This is a genomic window from Vibrio olivae (genome assembly GCF_042428525.1).
Lineage (GTDB): Bacteria > Pseudomonadota > Gammaproteobacteria > Enterobacterales > Vibrionaceae > Vibrio > Vibrio olivae.
The window spans coordinates 45014-62219 of sequence record NZ_JBHMEP010000010.1; the positions used below are offsets into that span (position 1 = coordinate 45014).

The 17206-nt window shown below is 45.4% G+C and carries 19 protein-coding genes and 1 pseudogene; 13 read left to right on the forward strand and 7 right to left on the reverse strand.

What is annotated here, in order from left to right; all coding sequences use genetic code 11:
- Positions 1–4 precede the first annotated feature (4 nt).
- The 7 genes from secY to rplQ all read left to right on the forward strand — a co-directional run bounded on the left by secY (position 5) and on the right by rplQ (position 4477).
- The gene (gene secY, locus ACFFUV_RS19930; RefSeq protein ID WP_390196531.1) at positions 5–1339 is read left to right on the forward strand and encodes a preprotein translocase subunit SecY; all 1335 of its coding nucleotides are present in this window, start codon (positions 5–7) and stop codon (positions 1337–1339) included.
- Positions 1340–1378: 39 nt separating this feature from the next.
- Complete coding sequence (gene rpmJ / locus ACFFUV_RS19935) at positions 1379–1492, forward strand: 50S ribosomal protein L36 (protein WP_000868186.1); 114 nt, start codon at positions 1379–1381, stop codon at positions 1490–1492.
- 148 nt (positions 1493–1640) lie between these two features.
- The gene (gene rpsM / locus ACFFUV_RS19940; RefSeq protein ID WP_390196534.1) at positions 1641–1997 is read left to right on the forward strand and encodes a 30S ribosomal protein S13; all 357 of its coding nucleotides are present in this window, start codon (positions 1641–1643) and stop codon (positions 1995–1997) included.
- A gap of 18 nt (positions 1998–2015) precedes the next feature.
- Positions 2016–2405, forward strand: coding sequence for a 30S ribosomal protein S11 (rpsK, locus tag ACFFUV_RS19945; protein ID WP_001118870.1), 390 nt, complete (start codon positions 2016–2018; stop codon positions 2403–2405).
- Positions 2406–2432: 27 nt separating this feature from the next.
- Complete coding sequence (gene rpsD, locus ACFFUV_RS19950; RefSeq protein ID WP_390196539.1) at positions 2433–3053, forward strand: 30S ribosomal protein S4; 621 nt, start codon at positions 2433–2435, stop codon at positions 3051–3053.
- A 24-nt stretch (positions 3054–3077) separates the two neighbouring features.
- Positions 3078–4070, forward strand: a complete 993-nt coding sequence (locus tag ACFFUV_RS19955) for a DNA-directed RNA polymerase subunit alpha (protein WP_390196542.1) — start codon at positions 3078–3080, stop codon at positions 4068–4070.
- 26 nt (positions 4071–4096) lie between these two features.
- Entirely contained in the window at positions 4097–4477 is a 381-nt protein-coding gene (rplQ, locus tag ACFFUV_RS19960) for a 50S ribosomal protein L17 (RefSeq protein ID WP_093278381.1), read from the forward strand.
- A gap of 65 nt (positions 4478–4542) precedes the next feature.
- Here rplQ and ACFFUV_RS19965 read toward each other — a convergent pair whose 3' ends face one another.
- Both ACFFUV_RS19965 and bamJ read right to left on the reverse strand, forming a co-directional pair.
- Positions 4543–5040 carry a DUF2780 domain-containing protein gene (locus ACFFUV_RS19965; protein WP_390196545.1) on the reverse strand — a complete coding sequence of 166 codons (498 nt, stop codon included), beginning with the start codon at positions 5038–5040 and terminating at the stop codon, positions 4543–4545.
- A gap of 100 nt (positions 5041–5140) precedes the next feature.
- Positions 5141–5761 carry a BamJ family beta-barrel-assembly machinery protein gene (bamJ, locus tag ACFFUV_RS19970; protein ID WP_390196548.1) on the reverse strand — a complete coding sequence of 207 codons (621 nt, stop codon included), beginning with the start codon at positions 5759–5761 and terminating at the stop codon, positions 5141–5143.
- 238 nt (positions 5762–5999) lie between these two features.
- On the opposite strand from bamJ, the gene ACFFUV_RS19975 reads away from it, so the two are divergent.
- Positions 6000–6557: a LysM-like peptidoglycan-binding domain-containing protein gene (locus ACFFUV_RS19975; protein ID WP_390196551.1), complete on the forward strand. Its 558-nt coding sequence runs from the start codon at positions 6000–6002 to the stop codon at positions 6555–6557.
- A 2-nt stretch (positions 6558–6559) separates the two neighbouring features.
- Here ACFFUV_RS19975 and ACFFUV_RS19980 read toward each other — a convergent pair whose 3' ends face one another.
- The 3 genes and pseudogenes from ACFFUV_RS19980 to cpdB form a co-directional block, all read right to left on the reverse strand.
- Positions 6560–7027, reverse strand: coding sequence for a GNAT family N-acetyltransferase (locus ACFFUV_RS19980; RefSeq protein WP_390196554.1), 468 nt, complete (start codon positions 7025–7027; stop codon positions 6560–6562).
- A gap of 26 nt (positions 7028–7053) precedes the next feature.
- Positions 7054–7608, reverse strand: a complete 555-nt coding sequence (locus tag ACFFUV_RS19985; RefSeq protein ID WP_390196557.1) for a Crp/Fnr family transcriptional regulator — start codon at positions 7606–7608, stop codon at positions 7054–7056.
- Between the two features lie 86 nt (positions 7609–7694).
- Positions 7695–9655, reverse strand: a pseudogene (gene cpdB / locus ACFFUV_RS19990) (2',3'-cyclic-nucleotide 2'-phosphodiesterase).
- Between the two features lie 263 nt (positions 9656–9918).
- Here cpdB and cobA point away from each other — a divergent pair.
- From cobA to cysC, 5 genes are read left to right on the forward strand one after another with little or no spacing between them, the layout of a single operon-like run.
- Positions 9919–10782, forward strand: a complete 864-nt coding sequence (gene cobA / locus ACFFUV_RS19995; RefSeq protein ID WP_390196560.1) for a uroporphyrinogen-III C-methyltransferase — start codon at positions 9919–9921, stop codon at positions 10780–10782.
- Positions 10737–11756 carry a sulfate adenylyltransferase subunit CysD gene (gene cysD / locus ACFFUV_RS20000; RefSeq protein WP_390196562.1) on the forward strand — a complete coding sequence of 340 codons (1020 nt, stop codon included), beginning with the start codon at positions 10737–10739 and terminating at the stop codon, positions 11754–11756. Before cobA ends, cysD begins: the two co-directional genes overlap by 46 nt.
- Before the next feature lie 18 nt (positions 11757–11774).
- Positions 11775–13202, forward strand: coding sequence for a sulfate adenylyltransferase subunit CysN (gene cysN / locus ACFFUV_RS20005; RefSeq protein ID WP_390196565.1), 1428 nt, complete (start codon positions 11775–11777; stop codon positions 13200–13202).
- A 59-nt stretch (positions 13203–13261) separates the two neighbouring features.
- Positions 13262–14986, forward strand: coding sequence for an SLC13 family permease (locus ACFFUV_RS20010; RefSeq protein ID WP_390196568.1), 1725 nt, complete (start codon positions 13262–13264; stop codon positions 14984–14986).
- Positions 14987–15000: 14 nt separating this feature from the next.
- On the forward strand, positions 15001–15609 hold the full coding sequence (gene cysC / locus ACFFUV_RS20015; protein ID WP_390196572.1) for an adenylyl-sulfate kinase: 609 nt from the start codon (positions 15001–15003) through the stop codon (positions 15607–15609).
- Positions 15610–15691: 82 nt separating this feature from the next.
- Here cysC and ACFFUV_RS20020 read toward each other — a convergent pair whose 3' ends face one another.
- On the reverse strand, positions 15692–16153 hold the full coding sequence (locus tag ACFFUV_RS20020) for a chemotaxis protein CheX (protein WP_390196576.1): 462 nt from the start codon (positions 16151–16153) through the stop codon (positions 15692–15694).
- A gap of 18 nt (positions 16154–16171) precedes the next feature.
- Positions 16172–16630, reverse strand: coding sequence for a zinc uptake transcriptional repressor Zur (gene zur, locus ACFFUV_RS20025; protein ID WP_390196579.1), 459 nt, complete (start codon positions 16628–16630; stop codon positions 16172–16174).
- Between the last annotated feature and the right edge of the window lie 576 nt (positions 16631–17206).

Here is a 17206-nt window from a genome sequence, read left to right on the forward strand (position 1 = left end):
ACAGATGGCTAAGAAACCAGGACAAGATTTTCGTAGTGCTCAAAGCGGCTTGAGTGAATTGAAGTCGCGCTTATTATTCGTATTAGGTGCACTTTTAGTTTTCCGAGCAGGCTCTTTTGTGCCGATTCCTGGTATTGACGCTGCTGTACTTGCCGATTTGTTCGAACAGCAAAAAGGTACCATCATTGAAATGTTTAACATGTTCTCTGGTGGTGCTCTTTCGCGTGCATCTATTTTCGCATTGGGCATCATGCCGTATATTTCGGCTTCTATTGTTGTCCAATTGTTGACTGTAGTTCATCCAGCGTTAGCGGAGCTCAAGAAAGAGGGTGAAGCAGGCCGTCGTAAGATAAGCCAATATACGCGCTACGGCACGCTTGTACTTGCAACATTCCAAGCAATAGGTATCGCAACTGGCCTACCAAACATGGTCGACAATCTGGTTGTTATCAACCAAACCATGTTTACGCTAATTGCAACCGTGAGTTTAGTAACTGGCACCATGTTCTTAATGTGGTTAGGTGAACAAATCACAGAGCGAGGAATTGGTAACGGTATTTCGTTACTTATTTTTGCAGGTATTGTTGCTGGATTGCCTTCTGCAATCGGTCAAACAATCGAGCAAGCGCGTCAAGGTGAATTGCATGTGCTTCTTCTGCTATTAATCGCTGTTGTTGCGTTTGCAGTAATCTATTTCGTTGTTTTCATGGAGCGTGGTCAGCGTCGAATCGTCGTTAACTATGCAAAACGTCAACAAGGTCGTAAGGTTTTTGCAGCGCAAAGTACACACCTACCATTAAAAATTAATATGGCAGGCGTGATCCCAGCGATTTTTGCATCTAGTATTATCTTGTTCCCAGGAACATTGGCTCAATGGTTCGGCCAGAACGGTGAGAGCAGCACATTTGGTTGGTTAACTGATGTGTCTTTGGCTCTTAGCCCAGGTCAACCGTTGTATGTAATGCTTTATGCTGCAGCAATTATTTTCTTCTGTTTCTTCTACACGGCGTTGGTTTTCAACCCGCGTGAAACAGCAGATAACTTGAAGAAGTCTGGTGCATTCGTACCCGGAATCCGCCCAGGTGAGCAGACAGCCAAGTATATTGATAAAGTGATGACACGTTTAACCCTAGCGGGTGCGTTGTATATTACTTTTATCTGTCTGATTCCAGAGTTCATGATGGTCGCGTGGAACGTTCGTTTCTACTTCGGCGGAACATCACTACTTATCGTAGTGGTCGTGATTATGGACTTTATGGCACAGGTACAGACTCATATGATGTCTCAACAGTATGATTCTGTGTTGAAAAAGGCAAATCTGAAAGGCTACGGTCGTTAATACGATCAAAGCATCAGATTCCATTTACGGAGTTTAGCAATGAAAGTTCGTGCTTCCGTTAAAAAAATCTGCCGTAACTGTAAAGTTATCAAGCGTAACGGTGTTGTTCGCGTGATTTGCAGTGAGCCAAAGCATAAACAGCGCCAAGGCTAAGCAGCAGAAATTTTTACTTGAAATATAAGGTAGTGTCGAGTATATTCCTCGGCCTACCTTTTGCGTGCAAAAGAAGTAGTAACCGCAACGTATCCTCAACGGGCTTTGTTGTGGTTGATTTCTTTATTTAAAGTACTAGGAGTGAATAGTGGCCCGTATAGCAGGCATTAACATTCCTGATCAAAAACACGCTGTAATCGCGCTAACTGCGATCTACGGTATCGGTAAAACTCGCTCTCAAGCTATCCTAGCTGAAGTGGGTATTGCTGAAAATGTTAAGATCAGTGAACTAACTGAAGAGCAGATCAATCAACTGCGTGATGGTGTAGCTAAGTACACTGTAGAGGGTGATCTACGTCGTGAAGTTTCCATGAATATCAAGCGTCTGATGGACCTTGGTTGTTACCGTGGTCTTCGTCATCGTCGCAGTCTACCACTACGTGGACAGCGTACTAAAACCAACGCTCGCACCCGTAAGGGTCCGCGCAAGCCGATCAAGAAATAATCGGGAAGGTAGAGTACAATGGCTAAACAACCAACACGCGCTCGTAAGCGCGTACGCAAGCAAGTTGCTGATGGCGTAGCGCACATCCATGCATCTTTCAATAACACAATCGTTACTATCACTGACCGTCAAGGTAATGCTCTAGCTTGGGCTACAGCAGGTGGTTCCGGTTTCCGTGGTTCTCGTAAGTCAACTCCGTTCGCTGCACAGGTTGCTGCTGAGCGTTGTGCTGAAATGGCTAAAGAATACGGTCTAAAGAACTTGGAAGTTATGGTTAAGGGTCCTGGTCCAGGCCGTGAATCTACTGTTCGCGCTCTGAACGCCGCAGGTTTCCGCATCACAAACATTGTTGACGCGACTCCTATCCCTCATAACGGTTGTCGTCCGCCTAAGAAACGTCGCGTTTAACGTTTCTGGGAAGATTGGAGAAAGATCATGGCAAGATATTTGGGTCCTAAGCTGAAGCTTAGCCGTCGCGAAGGCACTGACTTGTTCCTTAAGTCTGGTGTTCGCGCGATCGATACCAAGTGTAAAATTGATAACGCCCCAGGTGTACACGGCGCTCGTCGCGGTCGTCTATCTGAATATGGCGTTCAGCTTCGTGAGAAGCAAAAAGTTCGTCGTATGTATGGCGTTCTAGAAAAACAATTCCGTAACTACTACAAAGAAGCAGCTCGTATAAAAGGCAACACTGGTGAAAACCTACTTCAACTTCTTGAAGGTCGTCTTGATAACGTAGTTTACCGCATGGGCTACGGCGCAACTCGCGCAGAAGCACGCCAACTAGTTAGCCACAAAGCTATCCTAGTTAACGGTAAAGTTGTAAACGTTCCTTCTTTCAAAGTTGCGGCTAATGACGTTGTTTCTATTCGTGAGAAAGCTAAAACTCAAGCTCGTATCAAAGCAGCTCTAGAAGTTGCAGAACAACGCGAAAAACCAACTTGGATTGAAGTAGATGCCGGTAAGATGGAAGGTACTTTCAAGCGTATGCCTGAACGTTCTGATCTATCAGCTGACATCAACGAACAATTGATCGTCGAGCTTTACTCTAAGTAAGGTTTAAACTAAAGAGAGGACACAATGCAGGGTTCTGTAACAGAATTTCTTAAGCCACGTCTTGTTGACATCGAACAGATCAGCACGACTCACGCAAAAGTAACTCTTGAGCCGTTAGAGCGTGGTTTTGGCCATACTCTGGGTAATGCACTTCGCCGTATTCTCCTATCTTCTATGCCGGGTTGTGCGGTAACAGAAGTAGAGATTGAAGGCGTTCTACACGAATACAGCACGAAAGAAGGCGTTCAAGAAGATATTCTTGAGGTTCTTCTTAACCTGAAAGGTTTGGCTGTGCGCGTTGCCGAAGGCAAAGATGAAGTGTACATTACGCTGAACAAATCAGGCTCGGGCCCTGTGGTTGCAGGTGACATCACCCATGATGGTGATGTAGAGATCGCTAACCCTGAACACGTTATTTGTCACCTAACTGATGACAACGCTGAGATCGCAATGCGTATCAAAGTAGAACGTGGTCGTGGTTATGTTCCGGCTTCAGCTCGTATCCATACTGAAGAAGATGAGCGTCCTATTGGTCGCCTACTGGTTGACGCAACTTACAGCCCAGTAGACAAAATCGCTTACTCAGTTGAAGCGGCTCGTGTAGAGCAGCGTACTGACTTAGATAAGCTAGTCATCGATATGGAAACGAACGGTACTCTTGAACCTGAGGAAGCTATCCGTCGTGCAGCAACAGTGCTTGCTGAACAATTGGATGCGTTCGTAGATCTACGTGATGTACGAGTTCCAGAAGAGAAAGAAGAGAAGCCTGAATTCGATCCGATCCTACTGCGTCCTGTAGACGATCTTGAACTAACAGTTCGCTCTGCTAACTGTTTGAAAGCAGAAGCGATTCACTACATCGGTGATCTTGTACAGCGCACTGAGGTTGAGCTACTTAAAACGCCAAACCTTGGTAAAAAATCTCTTACAGAGATTAAAGACGTACTTGCATCACGTGGCTTGTCTCTGGGTATGCGCCTAGAAAACTGGCCGCCAGCGTCTATCGCTGAAGATTAATCGATACTAGTTAGAAGGATTAGGTCATGCGCCATCGTAAGAGTGGTCGTCAACTCAACCGCAACAGCAGTCATCGCAAAGCGATGTTCAGCAACATGGCTAGCTCTCTAGTACGTCATGAAGTTATCAAGACTACTTTGCCAAAAGCAAAAGAGCTACGTCGCGTCGTTGAGCCTTTGATTACACTAGCTAAGACAGACAGTGTTGCTAACCGTCGTCTAGCATTTGCTCGTACTCGTGACAACGAAGTCGTTGCAAAACTATTCAACGAACTAGGTCCACGTTTTGCTGCTCGTCAGGGCGGTTATACACGTATCCTAAAAGCTGGCTTCCGTGCTGGCGATAAAGCTCCAATGGCTTTCATTGAGCTTGTTGATCGCCCAGCTGCTGAAGAAGCTGCTGAGTAATCAGTTCGTAATCTAAAAAAGCCGAGCGAAAGCTCGGCTTTTTTGTTTTTCTATTCCCCTAGTTTTTAACTTTTCCACAGGCTACTTAGCGCACTAATCAGGTCACTGCTCGCATCTTGTTGGCTCAAGTACTGAAGTACAACAGGAGCAAATTGAGTAATCATCGCTGGGTCCAATCCTAATTCCGTAAATACTTTATTGACCTGACTTAAAGAATCGACGCTGCTAAGTAGGTTGTTATCACCACTCAGGTTCAAGCTTGTAAGTTGGTCAATCCCTGGAATCAACTGACCTAACTCTTGATTATTCCCCTCGCTGAGTTGGTTTTGAGCTAATGCTAATAGCGCACCAGCACCACCTGCGGCTTGCGCTGGACTGACATCAAGTTGCTCAGTGAGTTGTGAGGTCAATTGGGTGTTACTCTGTACTTGGCTGAGTGCGCCATTTAATGCACTCGTAATGCTGTCGTTACTGTCACTGTTACCAAAATTGAGTAATGCATAGCTGGGTGCGCTAGTAATGCAGGCGCTGAGAATCAGCGTATAGATGATAGAGCGTTTCATTGTCGGTTTGTTTCCTCAATTAACGAGTGAGCCAACCCTTACTTTAAAACAAAAAAAGCGGCGCAATGCGCCGCTTGAAGTTAAATGTTTGCGAATTTTCTTACAGGATATCTAGAAGCTCAACTTCAAAGACTAGTGCTGCGAATGGAGGAATAGCGGCACCTGCACCACGCTCACCGTAAGCAAGATCGTGAGGGACATAAAGCTTCCATTTTGAGCCAACAGGCATCATCTGTAGTGCTTCAACCCAGCCTTTGATTACGCCTGTTACAGGGAATTCTGCTGGTTGGCCACGAGATACTGAGCTGTCAAATACAGTGCCATCAGTCAATTGACCGTGGTAGTGAACACGAACTTGCTTATCAGACGTTGGAATTTCGCCGTTGCCTTCAGTCAATACTTCGTATTGAAGACCTGAATCAAGAACAGTCACCTCTGGACGCAGTGCGTTATCTTTAAGGAACGCTTCACCATCTTCCGCTGCTGCTTTAGCTGCTTCTTGACGTGCTTGTTCCGCTTTTTGATGCATCGCTTGCAATGCTTGATTGATTTCGTCAATCTCGATGCTTGGCTCTGAACCAGTAAGCGCAGTGGCGATACCTGCAGCAATGGCGTCTACACTAAGACCTTCTAAGCCGCTGCCTGCGAGTTGTTGGCCCATTTGAATACCAATGCCGTAGCTTGCTTTTTGCTCTACAGTTTCGAATTTTACTTCAGACATGACTGTCTCTCTTTCAGTTACGTATAGAATCGCACAGGATACCAGTTCTCAACCCTTGATAAAACCGTCGAGCCTGTCTGTTTTGGCTTACGGTGTGCAATGAGACTTAGATCCGGTTTTGGGCGCGACGAATGCGAGAATTTACGTTTAATTCACCGAATAAGATGAAATTCACTATACGTAACAACGTGCTTGTTTTTATACTGGTAATCAATCACTAAGTGGAGGTTAGCTAAGAATGAATCGCCGTAGGAAAAAGCCAAAGGCTGATTTTAGCCAAGTCGTAAAACAAAAACTGTCCCAGTTTGATTGGCATTCTTACGTTCAATCTATTCGTCAATTGTGGGCTCGGTTACCAACGTTTCATCAGCGAGCTCTTTGTGTATTAGCGCTGGTTGTCATAGTGCTACTGGTGATTCCCGTTCCGAGCCCAAGTCAGGATTCTCAACCTGAACCTAATCAGCGAATTGAAGTGGACCTCAATGCGCAAGGGTTAAGCGAACAAACCGTGAGTGGTCAAGCGGCGCTTAAATCGAAAGCTTGGAAAGAGTATACGGTGAAGCGTGGTGATACTTTATCTCAAGTGTTTCGCAATAACGGTTTACCGATGTCTGATTTGAATGCGTTGGTTAAAGTCGAAGGTTCGGATAAGCCGCTGAGTTACATTAAGCAAGGGCAGTTAGTCCGTTTTAAACTGACCGCGAACGGTCAGTTGGATATCCTTCAATTGGATAAGGGAGGGCATTCTGTGATGTTTTTCCGTCTTTCTGATGGCGGTTTTGGGCGCAGTAAATAAAGTTAACGGTCAACCTCGCTTACATCTCTTTGCATGTCAATGTGGGGAATGCCATCTTCTAAATAAGTGTCTGAAGACTTAACAAAGCCGTGTTGCGCATAAAATCGCTCAAGATGCGCTTGTGCCCCGATCTCAATACGGTCTTGAGGCCAGAGTGCTGAACAGTGCGCGACGGCTTGCTGCATCAACTCGTGTCCTAACCCCCCTCCACGGTGCAGAGCGGAAGTCGCTACTCGGCCAATACTGGCACTCGGATAGCTAATGCCAGGGGCGAGCAACCGAGCGCACGCAACAATTTCCCGATCTTTTATGCCAATCAATTGATAGACCTCTGCCGCTAAATCCTTATTATCCAGCTCCGGATAAGGACATGTTTGTTCGACAACAAAAACATCCACTCTGAGCTTCAATAGCTGATAAAGCTGAACATTTGTTAACTGTTCAAAGCGCATTCTTTGCCACTCAATCATGGTCAATCTCTTCCTTTTATTATGTCCTACTGGCATTTCACTGACTGTAGGGTATCCAAGCTCATGTGAAGTGAGGTTGCAAGTTGGTGTTCAGGAACTTGTTTCACTAAATGAGGAAATTGTTCGGTTATGATTTGATAACGCTGTTGTGATGTGTAAATCGAGAGAAATTGCTGTTTGTAGGTCACTTGAAGTTGAGCACGTTCAAGTAGGCGCACATACAATGGATGATGTTGAGCTCGCCAGTCCTGTATAGCGCTGACTGGCACACACAGCAGCAATGCCGGGGTTAGGGTTTCTAATAAGATTTTACTGCACGTATTGTTGAGCAAGCTATCGATATCCAATATCAACTCTTGTGGCCAATAACTGTCTCGAAGAGTTGCCTGAGTCGGAGTGAGGTAACTCTCTATAACGAGACCGTTGAGCACCAGGTAGATATCGTTTGACCTTTCTCCCTGTTGAACCAATATATGACGAGTGGGAAGCTCGAGTGGGGAACTGACTTCTAAGAGCTGCTGGGCTTCCTCGTGGGAAAAACCGAAGGATTCAAGTTGATGGTTAAGGGAGGGGGAGTGCATAGTCTCTCGATATTTATTAGTTGCAACGTTAGCTAATATGAAAAAGCCACGAATAAATCCGTGGCTTTACTTTAGAGAACTCTGGATCAGTTTTGAAGATCTATTCGATAAATATCAAAGCCGACGTCATCATTGGCGACTTTGTGCATTGGGTATTGTCCCTTCATTTTAATAAATTGCGCTGCTTTATCACTTGGTGATGTCTCAAAGCGAATATCTAACTTTGTCTCACTATGAATTGGTGCAAAAGACCAATTATTATCAGCGCTCGGGGTCACTTCGCCCTCTTCATGACTAACTCGGCTAATGTAACTCGCAACCACTGAGCGGTTTTCATCTGGGGAGTCAAAAGCGACATGATCGCTACCCGTTCCTGCAAATTTTTCTCCATAAGCACGATAGTTATTGGTTGCCACTAAGAAAGTTTGGCTAAGATCCAGAGGTTTACCTTGATAGGCCAAATTAACGATACGCTGTGCTTTCGGATGCGTTATCTGGCAATCACCGTCATACTTCGCGGGTTGAGTGACATCAATCTGGTACTGAATGCCGTCAATGACATCAAAGTTGTAGGTTCTAAACCCGTTCCAATCAATCAGTGATTGTGGCGCCGTTGTGTTGGTATCGATCTGATTAAATTGACCTGCACTGCACTCTAACCACTCTTTGACTTCTTTACCTGATACTTTGAGCGCAACCAGTGTATTTGGGTATAGGTAGAGATCGGCGGCGTTACGGAACGTCAATTGACCTGATTCGACTTCAGTAAAGTTAGAAGGGTCATTCTTGCGACCCCCGACTTTGAAGGGCGCTGCCGCTGATAACACGGGTAACTCAGCCAAGTCGGGATCGCCTTGGATAAATTGTTCGACATAATCTTGTTGAGCAAGGTTAACAATTTGAATCGTTGGATCGTCCTGTACTAATGCTAAATAGCTGTACATCACGTCATTCGCTTGGCCGATTGGCTTATTCACAAAATCACGGGTTGCTTTATGATCGCTGTCTAATGCTGCGACCATCTCAGCGTCTGGTTTCGCGAGAGATTTTTGGGTTTTCTTATCAAAAATAGGTCGAGCTTCACTTTGGCTTGTCATCACCTGCCACTGACCTTGTATGTGCTCTAAGGTAAGATCAATCACACCCACATGGCTTCCCCAGCGTCCAGGCATCACTGCGGCGACGCCGTTGATTGTTCCTTTTTGATTGTCGATACCCTGAATATTATCAAAGCCGTCACCGGGGAAGACCGCATGCGAATGACCAAAGGTGATGGCATCAATGCCATTGACTTCTGAAAGATAATACGTCGAGTTTTCTGCGCCTGATTGATAAGGTTGAGAAGACACGCCAGAGTGAGGAATGGCAACAATTAAATCCGCGCCTTTTTGTTTCATTTCGGGTACAAACTTCTCTGCGGTGGCTTTGATATCCTCAACAAAAACCTTGCCTTCTAGGTTCTTTTTATCCCAGACCATCACTTGTGGGGGGACAAAACCGATATAACCGATACGCAGAGTCTGAGTCTGACCATCAGTATCTTTGAAACGGTATGTCTTGATAACATAGGGCGTGAAATAGTGTTGACGGCTTTGCTGATCATAAACGTTAGCGTTCACATAGGGAAAATTGGCATCGTTTAGTGTTTCTTTAAGAAAATTTAAGCCGTAATTAAATTCGTGATTACCGATATTGCCGACGTCATAACCCAGTTGATTCATGGCTTTATAGACTGGATGAACATCGCCTGGCTGAATCCCTTTTGCCGCCATGTAGTCACCCATTGGGCTGCCTTGAATGAGATCGCCATTGTCCACCAAGACACTATTATCGACTTCCCCTTGTGCTTGTTTGACCAGTGTGGCAGCGCGGGTTAGGCCAATTTTTTTTGAGGCTTGATCCTTGTAGTAGTCATAGTCCATGACATTGGTTGGATGTCGGTGGTTTCGATGACTCGCAGTTTTAAAGTCTGCGCCATAAGACCGCTGGACATCGTCAACATAGAGCTGATGATCGCCAAAGTGAGTGGTTTCACTGCCAATTTCATTAGTTAACTCCGTTTTTTGTAAAACTCTGCTGCGAGTAATTTAACAAACTGCATGGAAATGCTAGTTTAATTAGACGGTGAACTGTGAGCTATTCCTCTCTTAATACCGATTATTCCTTTGTATATCTCAATTCTGCATTCGTTATTCCTCTTTGGTCTTTCCGTGCTTATCAGTATTTCGAATAAAAAATGAAATTTTAGAATTTCAGGTAATATGTTGTCAGCGCCATAATGCTTGCAAGCATTTGGGTTGGATCACACTAATGATAAGCAAGGACACTATCTCTCAATTCCCAACTGATCGTCAGAGCCAAGCTCGTTTGACGCCAGTTTCAGGCCCATTGAGACAAGGAACACAGCTAAATCGCGGCGAAGTTGCGCTGATTGGAGCAGGCCCGGGCGACCCGGATCTACTCACGGTGAAAGCCTTGCGTTACTTACAGCAAGCTGATGTTGTGCTTTATGACTACTTAGTGTCTGAAGACATCATGTCTTTAGTGCCATCCGATACCATTTTAGTGTGCGTTGGCAAGCGAGCGGGTCACCATAGTGTGCCGCAAGAAAAAACCAATCAACTCTTGGTGGACTTTGCGAAGCAAGGTCATCGAGTTGTGCGCATGAAAGGTGGCGATCCGTTTATTTTCGGACGTGGTGGGGAAGAACTGGAAGAGTTGTTTGATGCAGGCGTTTCTTTTCAAGTGGTTCCAGGAATCACTGCCGCCGCCGGGGCAACGGCTTACGCGGGGATTCCTCTCACGCATCGCGATCATGCGCAATCAGCGATGTTTATCACCGGCCACCTTAAAGCCGAAAGCGATGACCTCGATTGGTCGACGCTGGCTCGTGGTCAGCAAACATTAGTGATTTATATGGGGCTGATGAAGTCTGAGTACATTCAGCAACAGTTGATTGAACATGGACGCCACGCTTCAACTCCGATTGCGATCATTGAACGCGGTACCCAAAGCACACAGAAAGTTTTTAAAGGTCAGCTCTCACAACTGTCTGAACTGGCGAAAGATGCACAATCACCTTCATTGATTGTGGTCGGGGAAGTGGTTGCGCTGTCCGACAAATTGCAATGGTTTGGTGTCGAACCTCAAGATGCATCGCGCCAATACGCTTAACAAAATTGATAACGGTTAGCCAGCAGGCTCAGTGTTCTGAGTCAGAGCAGCAAAGGAAGCAAACAATGGATCAACAACGCTTAACGCACTTGAAAAAGCTCGAAGCGGAAAGTATTCACATTATTCGTGAAGTCGCTGCCGAGTTTGGTAATCCAGTCATGATGTACTCCATCGGTAAAGATTCATCGGTGATGCTGCACTTGGCTCGCAAAGCCTTTTACCCTGGAAAAATCCCTTTTCCACTTCTCCATGTCGATACCAACTGGAAATTCAAAGAGATGATTGAATTCCGTGATCGGACAGCAGAGAAATACGGCTTTGAGCTTTTGGTTCACAAGAACCCAGAAGGTCTGGCGATGGGGATTAATCCATTTGTTCACGGCTCATCAAAACATACCGACATCATGAAAACTCAAGGCTTGAAGCAAGCGTTGAATCAATACGGATTTGATGCAGCCTTTGGTGGTGCGCGTCGTGATGAAGAGAAGTCGCGCGCAAAAGAACGTGTCTACTCATTCCGTGACAAAAACCATACTTGGGATCCTAAAAACCAACGTCCAGAGCTTTGGCACACTTACAACAGCCAAATTAATAAAGGTGAGAGCATTCGTGTCTTCCCACTTTCAAACTGGACCGAGTTGGATATTTGGCAATACATCTATCTAGAGAATATTGAAATTGTACCGCTCTATCTCGCAGAAAAACGCCCTGTCGTTGAGCGTGATGGCATGCTGATTATGGTTGATGATGATCGCATGGAGTTACAGCCAGGTGAGAAAATCGAAGAGAAAAGCGTGCGTTTCCGTACTTTGGGTTGTTATCCATTAACGGGAGCGATCGAGTCAGAAGCCAATACGCTGACCGGCATCATTGAAGAGATGCTGATTGCAACATCGAGTGAACGTCAAGGTCGTGCGATCGACCATGATCAGTCCGGATCGATGGAATTGAAAAAGCGTCAAGGTTACTTCTAAGGATCGAAGGAAAGCAAAATGAATAGTGCAGTTGAAGCGCAACTGAATGAGTTGGGCATTGAAGGTTACTTGAAACAGCATCAATACAAATCGTTGCTTAGATTCTTAACCTGTGGGTCAGTTGATGACGGTAAAAGTACGTTAATCGGTCGTTTGCTCCATGACTCCAAACAAATTTATGAAGACCAACTAGCGGCCGTTCACTCTGACAGCCAGCGAGTGGGCACCACAGGCGAGCGCCCTGACTTAGCGCTACTGGTTGATGGTTTGCAAGCAGAACGCGAGCAAGGTATCACCATCGATGTGGCTTACCGTTATTTCTCCACTCAGAAACGTAAGTTCATCATTGCAGATACACCAGGACATGAGCAGTACACACGCAACATGGCGACGGGTGCCTCGACCTGTGACTTAGCGGTTATTTTGATTGATGCGCGTAAAGGTGTGCTGGATCAAACTCGCCGTCACTCATTTATTTCAGATCTACTGGGCATCAAACACTTTGTGGTTGCCGTCAACAAGATGGATTTGGTCGATTATTCTCAGCAACGCTTTGAAGAAATTCGTACTGAGTACCAAGAGTTTGCGAAAAACCTGCAAGGTGATATCAACATTCAAATCATCCCAATCTCTGCATTGGAAGGTGACAACGTGGTTGAACCAAGCCAAAAAATGGCATGGTTCCAAGGTTCGCCGCTGCTTGAAATGTTAGAAGATGTTGATGTTGACCAATTGCGTGGCACTGGCGAATTGCGTTTCCCTGTGCAATATGTGAATCGACCTAATCTCGACTTCCGTGGCTTTGCCGGTACGTTGGCATCCGGCGTAGTGAAAGTGGGCGACAGCATTAAAGCACTGCCTTCAGGTAAAACGTCAAAAGTAGCGCGTATCGTGACGTTTGATGGTGATCTTGAACAGGCTCAATCAGGTCAGGCGGTTACCATCACGTTGGAAGATGAAATCGATATTAGCCGCGGTGATTTAATTATTCACCAACAGGCCAATGTTGAAATCAGTAATCACGTACTCGCCGATGTGGTTTGGATGACCGAACAGCCATTGCAACCGGGGCGTGACTACGATATCAAAGTGGCAGGTAAGAAAACGGTAGGTCGTATCGAAGCCGTACGTCATCAATATGACATCAACAACCTATCGAGCTTTGACGCCAGTGAATTGCCGCTTAATGGGATTGGTTTATGTGAGTGGTCACTTAATGAATCGATTGCGGTAGATAAGTACACAGACTGTGCTGATACCGGTGGCTTTATCATTATTGACCGTTTAACCAATGTCACGGTTGGTGCTGGCTTGATTCGCGAAAGCCTCGCACAAGTGGCGCAGCAAACCGGTGATTTCTCGGCATTTGAATTAGAACTCAATGCGCTCGTGCGCAAGCACTTCCCTCACTGGGAAGCAAAAGATCTGAGTCAATTACTTAAGTAGATTGATTTTCAATCGGTCGAGGCGAGGGGGCGAAGGCCCCCTTTTATTAGGATTCGCATATGTGGCAGCAAGGTTTTGTGTTAGCGATTTTACTTGGTGTAATCGCAATGTTAGTGACGACTCGCATTAAACCAAGTTTCATTTTTGCTGGCGCGGCATTTATCGCTTTTTTGGGCGGCATGATTGAGCTCAATGAGGTTGCCACAAACTTTACTAACTCGTCATTACTGACCTTAGTGTTATTAATACTGGCATCGAGTGCACTAGAAAAAACGCGTCTTATCAGCTGGATCAGCCGCAGTTTATCCAGTGGACGATTAGCCAGTGTCGTTGCCAAGCTCGGGTTTTCAACCGCGCTTCTCTCGTCATTTACCAACAATACCGCAGTCGTGGTATCGTTAATTGGCGCAATCAAACGCAATCAAACTCATGCACCTTCCCGTTTGTTGATTCCATTGTCATACGCCGCTATTTTGGGCGGAACGTTGACTCTAATCGGAACCTCCACCAACTTGATCATCAACAGTTTCGTTGAAGATGCAGGTTTGCCAAGTTTGAACTTTTTTACCCCGACCTTAATCGGATTATCGGTGCTGGTGGGTGGAATGGCGATTCTTATTCCGCTCAGTTACTGGCTGCCCAACCATGAAGATGCAGGCCAAGAAGATTTGCCTTATTTTTTGGAAGCTCGCGTCGAGCCAGGTTCTCCGTTGGTTGGAAAAAGTATTGCCGAAAATAACCTGCGTGCCTTACGTAAGCTATTCCTCGCTGAAGTGATTCGGGAAGGACAAACGGTACCGTCGGTCAAACCAGACTTTGAACTGCAAGCGCGTGATCGACTTCTGTTTTGTGGTGACATAGAAAGTGTTGCGACCTTACAAGAGATCAAAGGCTTAACCCTGTTTGGCCAGCACCATTTAAATGGCCAGCATTTGATTGAAGTGGTGGTGAGCTCATCTGCCAGCATTTGTAACAGCACCTTGAAGTCTAGCCATTTTCGTGAACGCTTTGATGCGGTAGTGGTGGCAATCAGACGAGGACATGAACGCTTAGAGGGCGGTTTAGGTAACGTTGTCCTTAACGCTGGTGATACGCTGGTGTTGGTTCCGGGGAAGCGTTTTAATACCGAGCGCCGTGTCCATCGTAAAGAGTTTGTCCAAGTTAATGATTTAGACTCCAGCGCGAAATTAGACAGTCAAAAATCGATGGCAGTCATTGCGGGATTCATCGGAGTGATCGCCCTGTCGCTGCTGGATATCTTCCCTTTGATTAAAGGGTTATCGATTTATCTTATTGCTCTGCTTTTTACTGGAGTGGTGCAACTAAGCGAGCTCAGACGCCGCTTCCCTGTTGATATCGTTGTGATTGTAGGCTCGGCGTTATCCATTGCTCAACTGATGCTATCAACAGGCTTATCTGCGCGATTAGGCCAACTGTTTATGGAGACGTTCAACGGTTGGGGGGTGTATGGCGCACTATTAGCCACTTACTTACTGACCTTGATTCTAACTGAACTGATTACTAACAACGCGGCGGCGGCGCTAGCGTTCCCGATTGGATACAGTATGTCAATCAGCTACGGCGTTGATCCAATGCCGTTTATTATGGCGGTACTGTTTGGCGCCAGTGCGAGCTTTATTTCACCTTATGGCTATCAAACCAATTTGCTGGTTTTTAGCGTAGGAAATTACCAATTAAAAGATTATTTACGCATGGGGATTCCACTGTCGGTGGTGTATTCCGTCTTGGTAATGGCCTTGATTCCCCAGTTTTTCCCGTTTTAAAAGGATGAAGTGTTATGACATCTGAGAAAGATGAAAACGTCGTATGGCATCAGCATGTTATCGACAAAACCTATCGAGCGAAACTCAAGCATCAGCGACCCGCTGTGTTGTGGTTCACTGGTTTATCTGGCGCGGGAAAATCAACCATTGCTGGTGCGCTTGAGAATAAGCTTGCCGAAATGGGTTATCACACCTATTTACTGGATGGCGACAATGTGCGTCACGGCTTATGTAGTGATCTTGGCTTTTCAGAGCAAGACCGTCGTGAGAACATTCGCCGCATTGGTGAATTATCCAAACTGATGGCGGATGCGGGCCTAATTGTACTTTCAGCGTTTATTTCCCCGCATCGTGAAGAGCGAGCACTGGTTCGGAATATGTTGCCACAAGGCGAGTTCTTAGAAGTGTTTGTTAATACCTCGCTGGATGTCTGTGAGCAACGTGATCCGAAAGGTTTGTACAAAAAAGCGCGAGCAGGAGAAATCCCGAACTTTACCGGTATCGACTCTGAATATCAGGCTCCTCTTGAGCCTGAATTGGACCTTCCTGCGGGGCAAGCAAGCGTTGATGAACTTGTTGAGCTATGCTTGGTCGATCTTAAACAGCGTGGCATCATCAAATAAAATAATAACAACGTACGTTGGCTAAAATAAAAAAGCTTCCATGAAGGAAGCTTTTTTATTGGTCTCGGCTGAGAAAGCAGGTTTATTCGAAACAGATTTCAATAAACGCATTTCCCCACTGAGAGTTAAACGGCATGATGATAATCGCCCCTTCACATTTGTGGCGAATCGTATGGCCCTTACCAGAAACAACAACTGGGGTCGCCATATCGAAATCAAACCCACTTTCTGCGAGGATACGTTTGGCTCCACCTGTCACCATATTGGTAATTTCACCGACCATATCAGTGACTTCGTCATTCAGACCATTTGGTCTTTCACCCAACATGTTCTCCATGATTTCCAGCGCCAGGCTTTCATCAAAGGTAATCGACATCGACCCTTTGGTCTGTGGGCCAACTAAACCAATTAAGCCAGACACATCACCGCGGGCGATCTCATCTTTTTTGACTCTTGGTTTCTGTGGCTTCAAATCAAGAGAAGCCATGGTTTTTAGCACATTCATCAAAGAAGCTAAAAATGGGTTTACAAATTCAGCGCGCATAAATCTTCTTCTTTAGCTTTATTGTGTTTTCTCGGCGGAGCAGGTGGCACAGATGCCGTGAGATTCAATCACATGGTTGGTGATTTGAAATTGATGCTTCTCCGCATTTTCTTCTAGCAAGGCTACTAAGCTATCATTTTGTAGCTCAATTACGTTTGCACAGCGATCACAGATCAGTAAGTGCGAGTAATGCTTATGTGCATTACATGAACAGCAAGAGATAAAACTATTGGTTGATTCTACTCTATGAATAAACCCTTGCTCCATCAAAAAATCAAGTGCTCGATAAACCGTTGGTGGCTTAGCTTGAGGTTCACTCAATTTTAGCTCATCCAAAAGTTCGTAGGCACTAGAGGCTTTTTTGCTTGCGCATATCAGCTCAAAAACGCGTTTTCGTTGCGGTGTAAGCCGTACACCTCGTGCAACGCAGATATCTTCAATTTGCTTTATTAGCTGTTGGTCCAAACTAATCACCATCACCATTGGACTGCATTAATCATATACTATTTTCGAATGACAAGAGGTTTTGCCCATGTAATCAGTCACCAAAACCGCCATCCATCCCTACTGTACGCTAAAGCACCTTGCCTATCCAATACTATAAGCCACCAAAGCGTGATCGGAAACGAGTCACTGCTTTTTTGTTGTTTATTGCACCTATTTTTGTATCTAGGAGCTCAAAATAGTGGCCATACTTCCGAATTGATAGTACCTGAGCCGTTGAGTTTTTCAGGCAACCCAATGAGCTAAAAAACGAGAAGATGCTGTGTGTCTTAGTACTGCTATTTTTAATATTGCTTTTGACGTGCTACATGTATTGCGACCACTTTGCTTCATTCAAAAAATGTCATCGATGCGGCTTTGTTTTAAAACCGTACCTTTATCTGTGTATAATGCGCCCACTCTTTTTACTCTGTCGTTTTACAGCGGAGTTCGCGGCCTATGAGGTTCGCGAATTTTAGGGAAATTCCATGAGATTGACGGCAATAACTGAACAAAAAATATTGAGGTAAACCAGTGTCTAACCCCGATAAAACCAAGCAATTCGAACCT

Excerpts from the sequence above, each read along its gene's own strand:
- secY (WP_390196531.1), top strand. The coding sequence starts at position 5 with ATGGCTAAGAAACCAGGACAAGATTTTCGTAGTGCTCAAAGCGGCTTG.
- rpmJ (WP_000868186.1), top strand. The coding sequence starts at position 1,379 with ATGAAAGTTCGTGCTTCCGTTAAAAAAATCTGCCGTAACTGTAAAGTT.
- rpsK (WP_001118870.1), top strand. The coding sequence starts at position 2,016 with ATGGCTAAACAACCAACACGCGCTCGTAAGCGCGTACGCAAGCAAGTT.
- rpsD (WP_390196539.1), top strand. The coding sequence starts at position 2,433 with ATGGCAAGATATTTGGGTCCTAAGCTGAAGCTTAGCCGTCGCGAAGGC.
- ACFFUV_RS19955 (WP_390196542.1), top strand. The coding sequence starts at position 3,078 with ATGCAGGGTTCTGTAACAGAATTTCTTAAGCCACGTCTTGTTGACATC.
- rplQ (WP_093278381.1), top strand. The coding sequence starts at position 4,097 with ATGCGCCATCGTAAGAGTGGTCGTCAACTCAACCGCAACAGCAGTCAT.
- ACFFUV_RS19965 (WP_390196545.1), bottom strand. The coding sequence starts at position 5,040 with ATGAAACGCTCTATCATCTATACGCTGATTCTCAGCGCCTGCATTACT.
- bamJ (WP_390196548.1), bottom strand. The coding sequence starts at position 5,761 with ATGTCTGAAGTAAAATTCGAAACTGTAGAGCAAAAAGCAAGCTACGGC.
- ACFFUV_RS19975 (WP_390196551.1), top strand. The coding sequence starts at position 6,000 with ATGAATCGCCGTAGGAAAAAGCCAAAGGCTGATTTTAGCCAAGTCGTA.
- ACFFUV_RS19980 (WP_390196554.1), bottom strand. The coding sequence starts at position 7,027 with ATGATTGAGTGGCAAAGAATGCGCTTTGAACAGTTAACAAATGTTCAG.
- ACFFUV_RS19985 (WP_390196557.1), bottom strand. The coding sequence starts at position 7,608 with ATGCACTCCCCCTCCCTTAACCATCAACTTGAATCCTTCGGTTTTTCC.
- cobA (WP_390196560.1), top strand. The coding sequence starts at position 9,919 with ATGATAAGCAAGGACACTATCTCTCAATTCCCAACTGATCGTCAGAGC.
- cysD (WP_390196562.1), top strand. The coding sequence starts at position 10,737 with ATGGTTTGGTGTCGAACCTCAAGATGCATCGCGCCAATACGCTTAACA.
- cysN (WP_390196565.1), top strand. The coding sequence starts at position 11,775 with ATGAATAGTGCAGTTGAAGCGCAACTGAATGAGTTGGGCATTGAAGGT.
- ACFFUV_RS20010 (WP_390196568.1), top strand. The coding sequence starts at position 13,262 with ATGTGGCAGCAAGGTTTTGTGTTAGCGATTTTACTTGGTGTAATCGCA.
- cysC (WP_390196572.1), top strand. The coding sequence starts at position 15,001 with ATGACATCTGAGAAAGATGAAAACGTCGTATGGCATCAGCATGTTATC.
- ACFFUV_RS20020 (WP_390196576.1), bottom strand. The coding sequence starts at position 16,153 with ATGCGCGCTGAATTTGTAAACCCATTTTTAGCTTCTTTGATGAATGTG.
- zur (WP_390196579.1), bottom strand. The coding sequence starts at position 16,630 with ATGGTGATTAGTTTGGACCAACAGCTAATAAAGCAAATTGAAGATATC.